Below are 15,667 nucleotides of genomic sequence, written 5' to 3'. Positions count from 1 at the left end.
TTTATAAGTAATTTGCCCTTTTTCTACTTCATGTACAACCATCATTTTAAAGGCAAAGCTATAATCACCTTGTGTACGTTTAACTCTTTGTTCTCGTTCATGTTCCATAAAATAAGCCTCTTAAAGGTGTAAACTTATTTCAGGACGGGACAACCTTATAAAAAATAAAAGCCGATCTCATGATCGGCTTTTTTCACTTCATCGGTAAATTTACCAATTTAGTTTGGACTTAGATCGCTTCAAGTGCAGCGTTCAAAGTCTCGCTTGGACGCATTACAGCATTTACTTTAGCTGTATCTACAGCATAGTAACCACCGATGTCAGCAGCTTGACCTTGAACTTGAGCAAGTTCAGCAATGATCTTGTCTTCGTTTTCAGCAAGTGCTTTCGCAAGTGGAGCAAACTTCGCTTTCAACTCAGCATCTTCATCTTGTGCAGTAAGCGCTTCAGCCCAGAACTTGGCTAAATAGAAGTGGCTGCCACGGTTATCTAACTCGCCAGTACGACGTGATGGGGACTTGTCGTTATCAAGTAATTTGCCAGTCGCTTGGTCTAAAGTCTTCGCAAGAAGTTTCGCCTGAGCGTTATCTTCTTTAATACCTAGCTCTTCTAAAGAAACAGCAAGCGCCAAGAACTCCCCTAAAGAATCCCAACGTAAGTGGTTTTCTTCAACAAGCTGTTGTACGTGTTTAGGAGCTGAACCACCCGCACCAGTTTCGTACATACCACCGCCCGCCATTAACGGAACGATAGACAACATTTTCGCTGAAGTACCCAATTCCATAATTGGGAACAAGTCAGTCAGGTAGTCACGTAAAATGTTACCCGTTACAGAAATCGTATCTAGGCCACGCGCTACACGTTCAAGTGTATAACGCATTGCACGTACTTGAGACATGATCTGAATGTCTAAACCAGCAGTGTCGTGGTCTTTCAAGTATTTTTGTACTTTCTTGATCACTTCATTTTCGTGCGGACGGTATGGGTCTAACCAGAAGATTGCTGGCATACCCGAGTTACGAGCACGGTTTACTGCAAGTTTTACCCAATCTTGAATCGGTGCATCTTTCACCTGACACATACGCCAGATGTCGCCTTCCTCAACATTTTGAGTCATTAACACTTCGCCAGTTTCTAGGTCAGTGATGTTTGCAACACCCGCTTCAGACATTTCGAAAGTTTTGTCGTGCGAACCGTATTCTTCAGCTTTTTGCGCCATCAAACCAACGTTAGGCACAGTACCCATCGTACGTGGGTCAAAGTTACCATTCCACTTACAGAAATTGATCATTTCTTGGTAAATACGTGCGAAAGTTGACTCAGGCATTACTGCTTTACAGTCGTAAGGTTTGCCGTCAGCACCCCACATTTTACCGCCACCACGGATCATTGCAGGCATTGAAGCATCTACAATTACATCGTTTGGTGAATGGAAGTTTGTGATGCCTTTCGCCGAATCAACCATTGCAAGTGCAGGACGGTGTTCTTGGCAAGCATGTAAGTCTTCGATGATTTCTTCACGTAAAGATGTCGGTAAAGTTGCGATCTTCTCGTAAAGACCAGCCATACCGTTGTTTACGTTAATACCTAGCTCATCGAACAATTTACCGTGTTTTTCAAAAGCATCTTTGTAGTAAATTTTCACACAGTGACCGAAAACGATCGGGTGTGAAACTTTCATCATGGTTGCTTTAACGTGTAAAGAGAACAAAATGCCCGCTTCTTTACAATCATCAAGTTCTTTTTCATAGAAATCGCAAAGCGCTTTCTTGCTCATGAACATTGAGTCGATGATTTCGCCGTCTTGAAGTGCAACTTTTGACTTCAGAACAATCGTTTCACCAGACTTGGTGATGAGTTCCATTTTCACATTACGTGCACGGTCTAAAGTCATCGACTTTTCACCGTGGTAGAAGTCGCCTTCATCCATGTGAGAAACGTGAGTTTGAGACCATTGCTTCCACTCGCTCATAGAGTGCGGGTGTTTTTTCGCATAGTTTTTCACTGCAGCTGGTGCACGACGGTCAGAGTTACCTTCACGCAATACAGGGTTTACAGCTGAACCAAGACATTTGCCATAGCGTGCTTTAAGCGCTTTTTCGTCTTCAGTGGTTGGGTTTTCAGGATAGTCAGGAATCGCGTAGCCTTTTGATTGAAGCTCTTTGATACATGCTGTTAACTGAGCAACAGAGGCACTAATATTCGGGAGTTTGATGATATTAGTATCTGGATCTTGGGTAAGACGACCTAGTTCTGCAAGATTGTCTGGGACTTTTTGCTCTTCTTTTAGGTATTCAGAGAATTCTGCGAGAACACGTGCGGCAACAGAGATATCAGTTTTAACGATCTCTACACCAGCAGGTTTAGTAAAGGTCTCAATGATCGGCAGTAGCGAATAAGTCGCTAGCAATGGCGCCTCGTCGGTCAGTGTGTAAATGATGGTTGACTTTCCACCAGCCATATATAGCCCCTTGCGTTAGATTGAGTTTTTTAGGGTGATGAGCTTCTGGCTCAACCCCTGCGAACCGATGTGCTTGAATAAAACCCTGAAAGTATCGTCCCTCAGGGCTTTACAGTCAACGTAATATCCAGTGATAACGACATTTCGCCAGAAAATACCACTACAGCCTTCGTTTTTCAAAATCACGTCTTTCCACAAGGCTTTAGCTTTTGCTTAGCAAATAGACAAATTTTTTAGCGAAATGTGTTATTTACCTCATTTAAACCACAACAACAGATACTTTTCACATAATACAGTCTTCAAATCCTTTTTATAGTCTTATAGCCCTACATGCATCAGAATGACTTTTCTCAGCGCTAAATTTAAATCGGCAAAGCAATCCAAAATGCCGCAGCTTAAATATTGATAAATAAACCATGTACTCGTACTCCTCCATTTTTACATTTTTAAACCTATGTTTTTTATAGGGTTGGTTAAACTGAATCTTTTTCCTGCAACGGTAAGGGTCAATTCAATGCTAAAAATGCTGCTTCCGCTCATTGGACTTGGTTTTTCTTCTTGGTGTTTTGCTCAAAATCCATTGAGTGTCCATGTGCTGAATTTGGAAAATGGTCTCCCTTCTGCCAATGTCAAAGTGACACCTGAAGCCCAACAAAATGATAAATGGACAGAAATCAGCTCAAGTACGACCGATGACCAAGGTCGAATCAATGATTTATATCCCAAAGATACGACCTTACAAAAAGGTGTATACAAAGTTACCTTTAAAACGGGTGATTGGTTTCGCCAAAAAAATCAGCGCTCATTCTTTCCAGAAGTGCCCGTGGTATTTGTAATTGATGGCTCATTGGATCATTACCATATTCCTCTATTAATTAGCCAATATGGCTATTCCACTTACCGTGGTAGTTAATGCACATAAATAAGCACATAAAAAACCGATGCCTAAGCATCGGTTTTTGTCTGTACAGAATCAAATCAAGTGGCTTAGGGACTAAGCCTTGAACCACTTCTCTGCTTTCGCTTGATCTTCGACTTTCAATTCCACTTCAGTCAGCTCTGAGCCAGCAGCTTTTACGTCAAAGCTCATCAACTCATCACGGCGGAATGCCAATATGCTATACGAGCCCTCTTGCTTGGCATACTTTTCTATCAGTTTCACCGTTGCTTTGAGACCATCAATCGCAATGATCACATCATGGGCAGAAAGGCCAGCTTGAGCCGCAGCGCCATCACGACGTGCGCTTTGCACCAATACACCTTCTGGCTTATCTACAAGCTTTAAACCTAACGGTAATGACTTGTCATTTTTCAGGCTATAACTTAAACCAAATTCAGGGAAAAGTTGATCCAGCGGCAACTCATCTGTGGTATTAATTAAGTGATTGACTTGCTCAATCCAGTTATCACCCGTCAGTTCATTACACAACTCAACAATCGTACGCTCATGTACTTGTATGCCTTTTTGTGCATTTTCATAAAGTTTACGCATAAGTGCATCTAGACTTGAACCACGTAAGCGCAAACCTAAGTCTAGGCATAGTGCAACCAAACAGCCTTTGTTGTAATAGCTGGTGCCTGCATTGTTCGAGTTTTCATCCTGACGGTAAAATTTCACCCATGCATCGAAGCTAGACTCAGACACAGACTGAACAAAACGACCCGGATTTTGCAAATAGCGATCAATCTGAGTTTTGAGTAGTTTGATATATGAGGCTTGGGAAATCACACCACTACGCAGCAAAATCAAGTCATCATAATAAGACGTGAAACCTTCAAAAATCCAAAGCAAAGAGGTATAGCCTTCTTTATTTAGATCATAATTGACAAAGTTCTCAGGGCGAATGAACTTGACCAACCATGAGTGGAAGTATTCATGGCTACATAAACCTAAGAAACGTTGATAGTCTTCAGACGGCTCTTCAGGCTCATTGGCTTTTGGTAAGTCTTCACGTGGACTAATCAAGCTTGTTGAATTTGGGTGCTCCAAACCACCATAACTATTTGCTGTAGCCATCGTCATAAAGGTGTAGTTTGAAAATGGCGCTGAGCCAAACATTGAAATTTCTGTTGCACAGATTTTTTCAATGTCTTGCTGCATACGTGCAGCATTCATGGCATGTTTACCTGACACCACAAACTCATGCGGAATACCATTGGCTTCAAAACCAAAACGCGTCTGTTCTGCCAACTCAAATGGCGCATCAATCAGCTCAGCATAGTTTTTGGCTTTTAAGGTAAAACGACCTTTAACGAGGCTTTTTGAAGCCATACCAGTGGCCAACTGGAAGTGTTTTAGTTCATCAGGAAGGAACACTTCAACTTCAACTGCTTTGTCCTCTTGACCCTCCAAACCTAAGCAAGCACATGCGAGGTTTACATATAAACGGGTTTGATCTACATACGCACCACGCACAGACAGATCATAGGCATAGACATCATACTCAACCGTAATCAGTTCATGGTCAGTATTAAAAAGACGCCATTTATTCTTTTCAAATTTTTGAATTTCTAACAAACGCCCTTCTTCATCATAAGCACGAACCGATTCAATATGCTTTGAAAACTCGCGAATGAGGTAACTACCCGGAATCCAAGTCGGTAATGAAAGTACCTGTGTTGGGTCTGCTACAAAACGTAAAGTCACGTGTATAAGGTGTTGACGATAATCGTCAAATTCGATCTGATAATGCAACATAATGGGCGATACAAAATAAAATGAAATGAGTTATAACTTAGCTTAGCATTATTTACGCCAGTTTTGCGTCACAGTCACATTTGTCTGCATTTTTGACTGGTCATTGAAGTAAAAAAGGCATAGCATTTGCAGCTGTTTTAAGTTTAAAAGTCACGGAATGGCTTGGTTAGGGAATTTCATTGAAAGCTGTCATCTACTTCATCGCTACACTCTTCGCCTTATGTTCAAGTTTCACTCAAGCGGCATTGCTCAACATTGTTCCTGAAACAGTTGAAGCTCAAGCTTGGACAGTTTTTGACAGCCAATCGGGGCAAGTCATTGCAGAGCATAATAGTCATGTTCAACGTGCGCCCGCTTCGCTCACCAAAATGATGGTGGCTTATATTGCACTCAAAGAAATTAATGCAGGGAAGCTCAATAAGAGCGAAATTCTTACCGCAACACCTGTGGTCAGTACTGTGATGTGGGATGAGTCCCAAATGTACTTAAAACAAGGTGAACAGATTTCTGTGGATCAGCTTCTAGCGGGTTTAGTGGTCATGTCTGCCAACGATGCAGCAGTGACTTTAGCGGAACGCATCTCAGGTGATATTCCAAACTTTGTTGCACGAATGAACCAAGAAGCCAAAGCACTGGGAATGACTGAAACGCATTTCCAAAACCCTGCGGGTATCACCATGCCAGAGCACTATTCGACTGCACATGATTTAGCGCTATTAGGTCAAGCCTTGGTGAATGAAACGCCAGACTATTTATACTATTCAAAACAGCAAAGTTTTAGCTATAACCAACGCTTTCACCGTGCAACCAATGTTCTGTTAAAACAAGACCCAACGGTAGATGGCTTAAAAACAGGTTATACCAAAGCAGCGGGATACAATTTAGCGCTGACAGCAAACCGCCCGACCATGAATCCAGATAATCCAAACCGTCGTTTGGTGGTCATCGTTTTGGGTACAGAAAGTGCAGCAAAACGCGCTGAAGTTGCACACAACCTGATGAATTTGTCTTATACCTATACTCGTAACGAAGTTGCGCTGAAAGATAAGCAAATTATCGCAGAACTGCCTGTAGTCAAATCGACATTGAAAATGTTTAAAGTGGAAAGTAAGCAACCGAAAATTGTGACCACATCATTGTACGATCAACCATATGCCATTGACTTACATGCCTTTGACCAGACCAACCAACGCATTATGCTCAATACAGGCAATGGCACTCTTCAACGCATTGATCCATTAGAGTCCACAAAAACGCATTTCAATATTGAAGTGTTGCAAAACAAGCTGACCGCTCCGCTGGCTGAAGTGATGCAACTGGCGAAAGTGCAGGTCTATCAAAACAATCAGCTCATTCAAACGTTCACCATTGAAGAAGATGTACAAATTGAAGAAGCCAATATTTTCCAGCGTCTAATGTTTTGGTTCAAAGGCTTGTTTCCATTTTTATCAAGCGATGAACCTAAAGTAAAAACCTATACACTCGGTTAAGTTCGAGCAGTATCCCGAGTTTTATACTTTATGTAACTTGTAAGACAATCTAATTATCAATAAATCAAGAAGATGGCATATTCAATGTCATCTTCTTTTTTTAATAATAAATAGGTTGCTTCATATGGCTGTACAAACAGAACAAGTGCCACACCATATTGTTATTATTGGCGGTGGTGCTGGTGGTCTAGAGTTAGCAACGCAACTCGGTGACAGCTTCGCAAAATCCAACTGGGTTAAAATCACCCTCGTCGATCAAAACCTCACCCACATCTGGAAACCCTTACTCCACGAAATTGCGGCAGGTACACTCAACCCAAGTGTTGAAGAAATTAATTATTTTGCACATGCTTCTAAGCATCATTATGAGTTTGTTTTGGGTCGTTTTGTCGGCTTAGATCAAGAACATAAAAATGTAAAACTTGAAGCACGCCAATATGCCAAACAAAACACGGAAACCACGCAGTTTGAACTCAACTACGACACCTTAGTCCTAGCAGTCGGTTCGACCTCTAACGACTTTTCGACCGAAGGTGCTAAACATTACTGCCATTTCCTCGACAGTCGCCAGCAAGCTGAAATTTTCCAGCAAGACCTTCTACATTTGTATTTGGATGCACAAAACCGCCCCGAAACACGCGCACTCAATATTGCGATTATTGGTGCAGGTGCCACAGGGGTCGAGCTTGCAGCCGAATTGATCCATGCGAAAAGTACCTTTTTTAAATACGGTCTCAATAAAATTGACCCAAACAAAGTCAAAGTGACCTTGATTGAAGCAGCGGATCGTATTCTTCCCGCCCTATCCACCAAAATGGCAAATCACACACATACCCAATTGGAAAAACTTGGCGTTGAAGTCCTCACCCATCACCGTGTTGCCAAGTTAGACAAAGACCATGTCTATTTTGCTGACGGCTCACAAATCGATGCCGATCTAAAAGTTTGGGCGGCAGGCATCAAAGCGCCTGTCGTTTTAAATGCGCTTGAAGGCTTTGAAAAAGATGCGATTGGACGTCTTAAAGTCTATGCAACTTTGCAAACCCGTTCCGACCCCAACATTTTTGCCTTTGGCGATTGTGCTCACTGCCAGCCCGCGGCCGATGAACCAGTCCTTGGCCCACGTGCTCAAGTGGCCAGCCAACAAGCAGCCTTTTTGCTTCGAGCGCTCAAAGCGCGCATTCGTGGTCAGTCTTTGCCGATGTTTAAATTTTCTGACAAAGGCTCTTTGGTTTCCCTCAGTCAATACAAAGCTGTGGGCGAACTCCTGGGCCAAGTCAATGTGCAAGGCGTGCTGGCAAAAACCATGTATGTTTCTTTATATCGACTCCATCAGGCCACCTTACATGGCTATACCCAAGCTGGGCTGATGACCGCAAAAGACCTGATGAATAAAAAAGTCGGTCCGAAAATAAAATTGCATTGAAATCTAAAAATGCGTCCCCACTAATAAAAAAACGCCATAAGAACGTGGAAAATGCAGTTTTTTTGCTAAATTTAGTCTACAAAAGCTGCTTTTCACTTTATGATATACCCCTTAAATTCTAAATGAATGGACGAAAAACATGACTGCTATCGCAAATGATCACGTGGTTTCTTTCAACTACAAATTGACTAACGCTGAAGGCGAAACGCTAGACCAATCACAAGGTGAACCACTTGCATATTTGCACGGCGCAGGTAACATCATCCCAGGTTTAGAAAATGCATTGCTAGGCAAAACTGTAGGTGAAAAATTCACTGTTACTGTTCCTGCTGCTGAAGGTTATGGCGAATACAACCCTGAACTCGTTCAAGAAGTTCCAGCGCAAATGTTCCAAGGCGTAGACAACATCCAAGCGGGTATGCAGTTCCAAGCTCAAACTGATGATGGCGTTCAAATCGTAACTGTAAAAGCAGTTGAAGGCGAAAACGTAATTGTTGATGCTAACTTCCCACTTGCTGGTCAAGACTTAACTTTCGAAGTTGAAATCGTAGAAATCCGCGATGCAACTGAAGAAGAATTACAGCACGGCCATGCGCACGGTGCTGGTGGTCACCACCACTAAGATTTAACATCTTAGAAAAAAGGGCGAAAGTTAAACTTTCGCCCTTTTTTTATTTTTGCATACTTGATCATTCGCGACGTATTTGAAAATCTGTAAATCTTTGCTGTTCTGAAGCCAGTTCTACGATGACCACATCCGTGACTACCGCATGAGTTGGCCCGACTTTAGCACGATTTACCAGTTCGGCAACCATACCATCATCCCCCAAAAGCAGTGCTTCAACTGCACCTGAAGCTAGGTTCTGTACATAACCCTTTAAACCTAAAGCAACAGCATATTGTGCAAACCAGCGTCGATATCCAACACCCTGAACTTTTCCCGATATGGTCAGTTTTACTGCTTTCATACTGTATGCTCTCGGTTCACGACCGTATAAATAGCCTGACTCATTTGCTGTGCTTGTAAACCACGTTCACCTTGCTGAGCCAAAAGGTCACCTGCTTGGGCATGTAAGGTCACAATTTGATGTAAAGCAATATCATCTTGCAACTGTGCTTTTAAACTGGCAATCATGCCTGCCAATATATCACCCATTCCACCTGTTCCCATCCCTGGATTACCTGCGGTACAAATCCAAAGTTGCGTATCTAAAATCAAGCTTCCTGAGCCCTTAAGCACCCATTGTCCTGCATATTTTTCTTGTAAGGCATAAATAACTGCAATACGGTCGGACTCCACCACTGAGGTACTGATACCGAGCAAAGTTGCGGCCTCCCCAGGATGCGGTGTTGCGTACACCTGCTCACCGAGTTTTACTGGCTTTTCAGCCAAAAACCATAAAGCATCCGCATCCAATACCACCTGTAAAGCACTGTTTTGAATGAGTGGAAACCATGCATCAAACTGCTGCTGAGCCCACGAGTTTCTTCCCAAGCCCATACCAAAACTGACTGCATCCACATGTGCCACCAATGCTTCACGCTCTTGGAGCGACATTTGGTTAATATCGCGCAGCATAATATTCGGTGCACGGGATAAAATCGCAGTATGGTGTTTTGCATCACACACCACCGTCACCTTGCCAGCACCCGCGTGAAAGGCAGCTTCAGCGGCTAACATCACCGCACCGCCCATCTGTGCATGTCCCCCAATCACCAGTACATGCCCATAACTTCCTTTATGCCCAAAGGCTTGACGCGGTACAAGCTGCACATGCTGTGGAGCAAGCGAAGCTAAAGGTTTTAAAGCATTGTCTACAGGAAGTACCGAAATAAGCTCAACGACTCCTGCATAAGCTTTACCCTGCCCAGTAAATAAACCCGCCTTTAAGCCCAGAGCCGTAAAGGTATAATCGGCGACAACTGCACAAGGTAAAGCTTGCCCCGTGTTGGCCTGCAAACCACTTGGAATATCAACCGCAATTTTTAAACCTGTTTGTCTATTGATCTGTCGAATAACCGCCTGCCAGTCTGAACTGAGTTCACGGTTTAACCCAATGCCAAACAAAGCATCAATATACGCATCATGGGAGTGTTCAAAAGCAAAACCGCTATGAATCATTATCCCCTGTTGCACAGCTGCTGCATGTGCTTGTTGCAGTGAAGTAGATTCTCCCAAAGCTGCTGCATAAATTTCAACATCATAGCCATGCGCGGCTAGATACGATGCAATCAAGTAACCATCACCTGCATTGTTGCCTTGACCACAACACACCGCAACGCTTTTGACTTGCTGCTGTTTAAGCCTAGGCAGCATATGTTCAGTTGTTGCCCATGCGACTTGTTGCATCAGCCCATAAGCGCTATTTTGCTGCGCGAACCAACGTCCTTCCCATGCTTGAATCTCACTGCTGTGGTACACTTGCTGATGCATGATTTTTCCTTTGTTCTTGGTTATGACAACATCCACATCTTCCTCAAAAATCCCTGTAGATCAATATGATCCAGAGCAGCTTAAGGCTTGGATTAAAGCTGAAGCACTGGCTTTGGGATTTTCTGATTGTGTCATCGCCAAACCAGATGCTCAAGTTGAATTGCCGCGTTTTAAAAAATATTTAGAACTTGGTTATCATGGTGACATGCATTTTCTTGCTGAAAACTTAGAAAAACGCGCAGATCCAACACTGCTTGTTCCGGGCACCAAAAGTATTATTTGTGTGCGTATGGATTATTTGGTAGCCGTTCCTGAACCACGTCTTGTGCCTTTTGCACCAAATAGCGCCATCATTGCGCGTTATGCACGCGGACGTGACTATCACAAAGTCATGCGTGGGCGTTTAAAGACCCTTTCTCAGAAAATCAAAGCCAAAGTTGGCGATTTTGAATCTCGCCCCTTTGCAGACTCGGCACCCATTTTTGAAAAATCATTGGCTGAAAATGCGGGCATGGGCTGGGTCGGTAAACACACCTTACTCATTCATAAAACATCAGGCTCATTTTTTGTTTTGGGCGAGCTCTTTACCTCTTTAGAGCTACCTTTTGACCAAGCCACCACCAAACACTGTGGTTCATGTAGCGCGTGTATTGATATTTGCCCGACCCAAGCCATTGTTGAGCCTTATTTATTAGATGCGCGTAAATGCATTGCCTATTTAACTATTGAGTTTCAAGGCATTATTCCTGAAGAACTACGCCGCGGTATTGGTAACCGTGTGTTTGGTTGCGATGACTGCCAGCTCATTTGCCCGTGGAATAGCTTTGCCAAAACCACACCAATTGATGATTTTAACCCGCGTCATAGCTTGGATGACATTCAACTGATTGACCTTTGGCAATGGGATGAAAACAACTTTATGGCAAATACAGAAGGGAGTCCCCTACGTCGTACAGGCTACCAAAGCTTTATGCGTAACGTCGCGATTGGTCTAGGTAATGCACCATTTTCAGATGAAATATTGCAGCAATTACAAGCTTCTCGCCCAGAGCTTAACGATATTGTGCAAGTCCATATTGACTGGGCCATCCAAGAGCAGCTGATGAAAAAGCACTAAAACTTGCTTCAAACAGACTCAATCAATAAAAGTTCAATCAAACAGCCATTTGCTTGCATAATTTTATTTATTTTATCTATTTAGCTGCATTTTCAGTGTAACTCAAAATCCAAATAAATAGAATTTTGCGGCCAAATTTCCGAAAAAACGCTCAACTTTGCAACTATTTTTACAATCTCATAAAAAGATAAAATTAAAAACATAATCGGGAGATACTATTAAAACTGAGCAATAATGCCTTTTAAGTTGGCACGTTAAATGTATGATGTATACAAGTTAGAATTAAAAATGGATCGCCATTATGAACCTACGCAATGATTGGACGCGTGAAGAAATCGAAGCTTTGTATGATCAGCCCTTTCTTGATCTCGTCTTTCAAGCGCAGACCGTACATCGCCAACATTTCCAAGCCAACACCATTCAAGTCAGTACTTTATTGTCAATTAAAACAGGAAAATGTCCTGAAGACTGTAAGTACTGCTCTCAGTCAGCACGTTATGACTCAAAACTTGAAGCCGAAAAGCGAATTGCTGTAGACAAAGTGATTTCAGAAGCTAAAGAAGCTTTAGCCTCAGGCTCATCCCGTTTTTGTATGGGCGCGGCTTGGCGTAACCCACATGAACGTGACATGCCTTATGTACTAGAAATGGTTAAAGAGGTGAAAGCACTTGGTTTAGAGACTTGCATGACTTTAGGGATGCTGAATGAGTCTCAAGCTGGGCGTTTAAAAGATGCAGGTTTAGATTATTACAACCATAACCTCGACACTTCACGCGAGTATTATTCACATATTATTAGTACACGTACCTTTGACGACCGTTTAAATACCTTAGAATATGTCCGTCAAGCAGGCATGAAAGTGTGTAGCGGTGGTATTGTTGGTCTAGGTGAAAAGAAAGAAGACCGTATTGGTTTATTGCAAGAACTTGCAACGATGCCAATTCACCCAGAATCTGTGCCAATCAACATGTTGGTTCCAATTGAAGGCACACCACTGGCAGATGTTGAAAAACTCGATGTGACGGAATGGATTCGTACCATTGCTGTTGCGCGCATTATCATGCCGCACAGCTATATCCGCCTATCTGCGGGTCGTGAAGCACTTTCTGACTCAGACCAAGCACTTGCATTTATGGCGGGTGCAAATTCGTTGTTCTCAGGTGAGAAACTACTGACCACACCAAATGCAGGCGAAGGTAAGGACCGTCAACTGTTCACCAAATTAGGTTTAGTAGCAGAAAAGCCAAAACCAACGGTGGCAGACCTTAGCCTAGATGCCATGGCAAGCTAATTCCCAAGATTTACTAAGCATAAAAAAGCTCCTTATTCAGTATGGGGCTTTTTTAATGTCTATCTATTTAACCTTCAGGCGACTGAGCAAAATTATGTGCAGTAATTAAAATACCATAACTGGCATTCAGATAATCACCTTGGAAGATCTCATCTTCACCATTGGCATGGCGTACCGTTAAGGTTTGGCAAATCGCGTCATAGTGAAAAGAATCAAAACACTCTTGATGCTGACACAACCAGCTTAAGGTATCACTCAGATTATCATCGACAATATAAGTCTGTGCTTGAAAATTTTTAGTCATTATCTGTATACGCTAAACACTGTTATTCAGCTATTGTAAGCCGTTCTGCGTCAATTCAGTCGAACTAAGCCATAAAAAAATACAGGCATTAAAAAGTGAGCCTACGCTCACTTTTCCTTAAGATGATTAGTCAGTTTTAGAATTACCGCACTTTCGGCATTCCATATGCTCCCCTATTTCAGTCATTTGTTCATATTCATAAACGTGGATGCAAAATAATTTTTTAAACAACTGAAGCATTTTTAACTCCTGTAAGTGATTTTTTAAAAATTCGCTTCTTAAAATAGGTATATCTTCCTGAAATACCCACAACTGATATCTTATGAGCTATACACAGTTTTAAACATACTTTTTATAAATTTCAAGTGCCTTTTGTCGAATAACAACATAAAGTGATAAATGGTCATTTACTTTTTTAAATGATGCTTTTTATTTACTTGTCGTTCTACCTCACATCGCTGTTAAAAATGCGGCTGAGAATGAAACAATGCTTGATTTAAATTTGGATCAAGCTAGGATAAAAATACAATCAATGCTTAAAACAGATGTTTCGAGCAACCAATAAAGAGTTTGATAAAAAGCAACTATAAGGATATTTATACATGCTTGGACGTATGATGTTTCAACCGCTATTAATTAGCAATCTTATTAATCACGCAGAACGCTACCATGCGGATACAGCTATTATTTCTAAAAATACGGACGGCAGTATCACTGAAACCAACTGGGCCAAAGTCGCAGCCAATTCTAAGCGATTTGCCAATGTACTCAAAGATTTAGGGCTTTCGCAAAGTGACCGCGTGGCGACCATCGCATGGAACAACCATCGTCACCTAGAATCTTGGTATGCGATCTCTGGCAGTGGTTATATTTGCCATACTATCAACCCACGTTTATTTCCAGAACAACTGATTTTTATTATCAATGATGCCCAAGACCGCGTGGTGTTATTTGATAAAACCTTTGCGCCACTTATTGCTGCAGTAAAAGCACATTTACCCCATGTAGAGCACTTTATTTGTTTAGATGCCGCAGATGACGCTATTGCAGAAAAAATTGCCGATGTAAAATTTTATGATGACTTGGTCAGCAAACAGTCTGAACAGTTCACATGGCCAAGCTTTGATGAGCAAGCCGCAAGCTCTTTGTGCTATACCTCAGGCACAACTGGAAATCCAAAAGGTGTGCTATATAGCCACCGCTCCACCATTTTGCATAGTTTTGCCATCAGCCTACCCGATTCTCTCAATCTGTCTGCAAATGACATTATGTTGCCTGTAGTGCCCATGTTCCATGTCAATGCTTGGGGTACGCCTTATGCAGCGGCTATGGTCGGTTGTACCGTTGTATTGCCTGGGCCAGGCTTAGATGGGCCAAGTTTAGTGAACATGATTGACGCCTATAAAGTCACTGTGGCTTTGGGTGTACCCACCATTTGGCAAGGTTTACTGGCAGCAGCCAAACAAACAGGCAGTCAACTGGCAAGTATGAACCGTAACGTTGTCGGTGGTTCTGCATGTCCACCATCCATGTTAGCGGCCTTTAAAAATGACTATAACTGCGACACCATTCATGCATGGGGTATGACCGAAACAAGTCCACTCGGTTCTGCCAACCAACTTAAAGCCAAACATCAACAGCTCTCTGAACAAGAGCGTTTCCAGCTGCGCTTATCACAAGGCCGTCCGCCTTTTGGCGTGGATTTACGTCTTACCGATGAAGAAAAAGGCAGCCATGAAATTGCCCGCGATGGTGAGCAGATTGGAAATCTACAAATTAAAGGGCACTGGATTATTGATAGCTACTTTGGTAAAGATGAATCTGCACTCACGACCGATGGCTGGTTTGACACAGGTGATATTGCAACCTTAGATGAGGATGGCTTCTTATGCATCAGTGACCGCTCTAAAGATCTGATCAAGTCTGGCGGCGAATGGATTTCATCAGTTGAACTTGAAAACCTTGCGATGGGACATTCAGACATTCTTATGGCAGCCGTTATTGCAGCCGAACATCCAAAATGGGATGAACGTCCTATTGTCATCGCTGTGAAGAAACCTGATAGCACGGTCACTGAACAAGGTGTCTTAGACTACTATACCGACAAAATTGCGAAATGGCAGATCCCTGACCGTGTGATTTTTGTCGATAGCATTCAACTGAGCGGTACGGGTAAAATGCTAAAACGTGAACTCCGCGCCCAATATGGCCAAGTACTACTAGAACAAAATTCTGTTTAACATTGTTTAAAAGAAAAGCCTGATCTTATGCTCAGGCTTTTCTTTATGTTCGGATGTCCCGTCCTGAAATAAGTTTACACCTTTAAGAGGCTTATTTTATGGAACATGAACGAGAACAAAGAGTTAAACGTACACAAGGTGATTATAGCTTTGCCTTTAAAATGATGGTTGTACATGAAGTAGAAAAAGGGCAAATTACTTATAAA

The 15,667-nt window shown here is 42.4% G+C and carries 12 protein-coding genes; 7 read left to right on the top strand and 5 right to left on the bottom strand.

Annotated elements, in window-relative coordinates:
• Positions 1-229: 229 nt before the first annotated feature.
• Positions 230-2,461, bottom strand: a complete 2,232-nt coding sequence (locus MF4640_RS16350; RefSeq protein ID WP_004696733.1) for an NADP-dependent isocitrate dehydrogenase — start codon at positions 2,459-2,461, stop codon at positions 230-232.
• Positions 2,462-2,975: 514 nt separating this feature from the next.
• Between MF4640_RS16350 and uraH the strand changes: the two genes are divergently transcribed.
• The gene (gene uraH / locus MF4640_RS16345; protein WP_078390272.1) at positions 2,976-3,374 is read left to right on the top strand and encodes a hydroxyisourate hydrolase; all 399 of its coding nucleotides are present in this window, start codon (positions 2,976-2,978) and stop codon (positions 3,372-3,374) included.
• An 81-nt stretch (positions 3,375-3,455) separates the two neighbouring features.
• Here the strand turns inward: uraH and MF4640_RS16340 are convergent, their stop codons facing one another.
• On the bottom strand, positions 3,456-5,159 hold the full coding sequence (locus MF4640_RS16340; protein WP_078390271.1) for a M61 family metallopeptidase: 1,704 nt from the start codon (positions 5,157-5,159) through the stop codon (positions 3,456-3,458).
• A gap of 179 nt (positions 5,160-5,338) precedes the next feature.
• Here MF4640_RS16340 and MF4640_RS16335 point away from each other — a divergent pair, with 179 nt between their 5' ends.
• From MF4640_RS16335 to slyD, 3 genes are all read left to right on the top strand, one after another.
• Positions 5,339-6,649, top strand: coding sequence for a D-alanyl-D-alanine carboxypeptidase PBP6B (locus tag MF4640_RS16335; protein WP_078390270.1), 1,311 nt, complete (start codon positions 5,339-5,341; stop codon positions 6,647-6,649).
• Positions 6,650-6,773: 124 nt separating this feature from the next.
• Positions 6,774-8,075 (top strand): NAD(P)/FAD-dependent oxidoreductase, encoded by a 1,302-nt coding sequence (locus MF4640_RS16330; protein WP_078390269.1) that lies wholly within the window; start codon positions 6,774-6,776, stop codon positions 8,073-8,075.
• A 139-nt stretch (positions 8,076-8,214) separates the two neighbouring features.
• A complete protein-coding gene (gene slyD, locus MF4640_RS16325; RefSeq protein ID WP_004696728.1) occupies positions 8,215-8,697 on the top strand; it encodes a peptidylprolyl isomerase in 483 nt (160 codons plus the stop codon).
• 67 nt (positions 8,698-8,764) lie between these two features.
• On the opposite strand, the gene MF4640_RS16320 is transcribed toward slyD, so the two are convergent.
• Together MF4640_RS16320 and MF4640_RS16315 are read right to left on the bottom strand one after the other, a co-directional pair.
• Positions 8,765-9,043, bottom strand: a complete 279-nt coding sequence (locus tag MF4640_RS16320; RefSeq protein ID WP_078390268.1) for an acylphosphatase — start codon at positions 9,041-9,043, stop codon at positions 8,765-8,767.
• Positions 9,040-10,509, bottom strand: coding sequence for an NAD(P)H-hydrate dehydratase (locus tag MF4640_RS16315; RefSeq protein ID WP_078390267.1), 1,470 nt, complete (start codon positions 10,507-10,509; stop codon positions 9,040-9,042). The genes MF4640_RS16320 and MF4640_RS16315 overlap by 4 nt, the downstream gene beginning before the upstream one ends.
• A gap of 22 nt (positions 10,510-10,531) precedes the next feature.
• Here MF4640_RS16315 and queG point away from each other — a divergent pair, with 22 nt between their 5' ends.
• Together queG and bioB are read left to right on the top strand one after the other, a co-directional pair.
• Positions 10,532-11,626, top strand: a complete 1,095-nt coding sequence (queG, locus tag MF4640_RS16310; RefSeq protein ID WP_078390273.1) for a tRNA epoxyqueuosine(34) reductase QueG — start codon at positions 10,532-10,534, stop codon at positions 11,624-11,626.
• Between the two features lie 301 nt (positions 11,627-11,927).
• Positions 11,928-12,917: a biotin synthase BioB gene (gene bioB / locus MF4640_RS16305; RefSeq protein WP_004981788.1), complete on the top strand. Its 990-nt coding sequence runs from the start codon at positions 11,928-11,930 to the stop codon at positions 12,915-12,917.
• Positions 12,918-12,984: 67 nt separating this feature from the next.
• Here bioB and MF4640_RS16300 read toward each other — a convergent pair whose 3' ends face one another.
• On the bottom strand, positions 12,985-13,221 hold the full coding sequence (locus tag MF4640_RS16300) for a hypothetical protein (RefSeq protein WP_078390266.1): 237 nt from the start codon (positions 13,219-13,221) through the stop codon (positions 12,985-12,987).
• Positions 13,222-13,823: 602 nt separating this feature from the next.
• Here MF4640_RS16300 and MF4640_RS16290 point away from each other — a divergent pair.
• Positions 13,824-15,461, top strand: coding sequence for a long-chain-fatty-acid--CoA ligase (locus MF4640_RS16290; protein WP_078390264.1), 1,638 nt, complete (start codon positions 13,824-13,826; stop codon positions 15,459-15,461).
• Positions 15,462-15,667 lie beyond the last annotated feature (206 nt).

Origin of the sequence: Acinetobacter sp. MF4640 (assembly GCF_002018895.1) — a bacterium.
Lineage (GTDB): Bacteria > Pseudomonadota > Gammaproteobacteria > Pseudomonadales > Moraxellaceae > Acinetobacter > Acinetobacter johnsonii.
The sequence above is the reverse complement of the archived record's forward strand: the minus strand, read 5'-3'. Positions and strand labels throughout refer to the sequence as shown.

What these genes read in the sequence shown, in the direction of transcription:
- MF4640_RS16340 (WP_078390271.1), bottom strand. Translation starts at nt 5,159, where the DNA reads ATGTTGCATTATCAGATCGAATTTGACGATTATCGTCAACACCTTATA.
- bioB (WP_004981788.1), top strand. Translation starts at nt 11,928, where the DNA reads ATGAACCTACGCAATGATTGGACGCGTGAAGAAATCGAAGCTTTGTAT.
- MF4640_RS16350 (WP_004696733.1), bottom strand. Translation starts at nt 2,461, where the DNA reads ATGGCTGGTGGAAAGTCAACCATCATTTACACACTGACCGACGAGGCG.
- MF4640_RS16300 (WP_078390266.1), bottom strand. Translation starts at nt 13,221, where the DNA reads ATGACTAAAAATTTTCAAGCACAGACTTATATTGTCGATGATAATCTG.
- MF4640_RS16315 (WP_078390267.1), bottom strand. Translation starts at nt 10,509, where the DNA reads ATGCATCAGCAAGTGTACCACAGCAGTGAGATTCAAGCATGGGAAGGA.
- MF4640_RS16290 (WP_078390264.1), top strand. Translation starts at nt 13,824, where the DNA reads ATGCTTGGACGTATGATGTTTCAACCGCTATTAATTAGCAATCTTATT.
- queG (WP_078390273.1), top strand. Translation starts at nt 10,532, where the DNA reads ATGACAACATCCACATCTTCCTCAAAAATCCCTGTAGATCAATATGAT.
- MF4640_RS16320 (WP_078390268.1), bottom strand. Translation starts at nt 9,043, where the DNA reads ATGAAAGCAGTAAAACTGACCATATCGGGAAAAGTTCAGGGTGTTGGA.
- MF4640_RS16330 (WP_078390269.1), top strand. Translation starts at nt 6,774, where the DNA reads ATGGCTGTACAAACAGAACAAGTGCCACACCATATTGTTATTATTGGC.
- slyD (WP_004696728.1), top strand. Translation starts at nt 8,215, where the DNA reads ATGACTGCTATCGCAAATGATCACGTGGTTTCTTTCAACTACAAATTG.
- uraH (WP_078390272.1), top strand. Translation starts at nt 2,976, where the DNA reads ATGCTAAAAATGCTGCTTCCGCTCATTGGACTTGGTTTTTCTTCTTGG.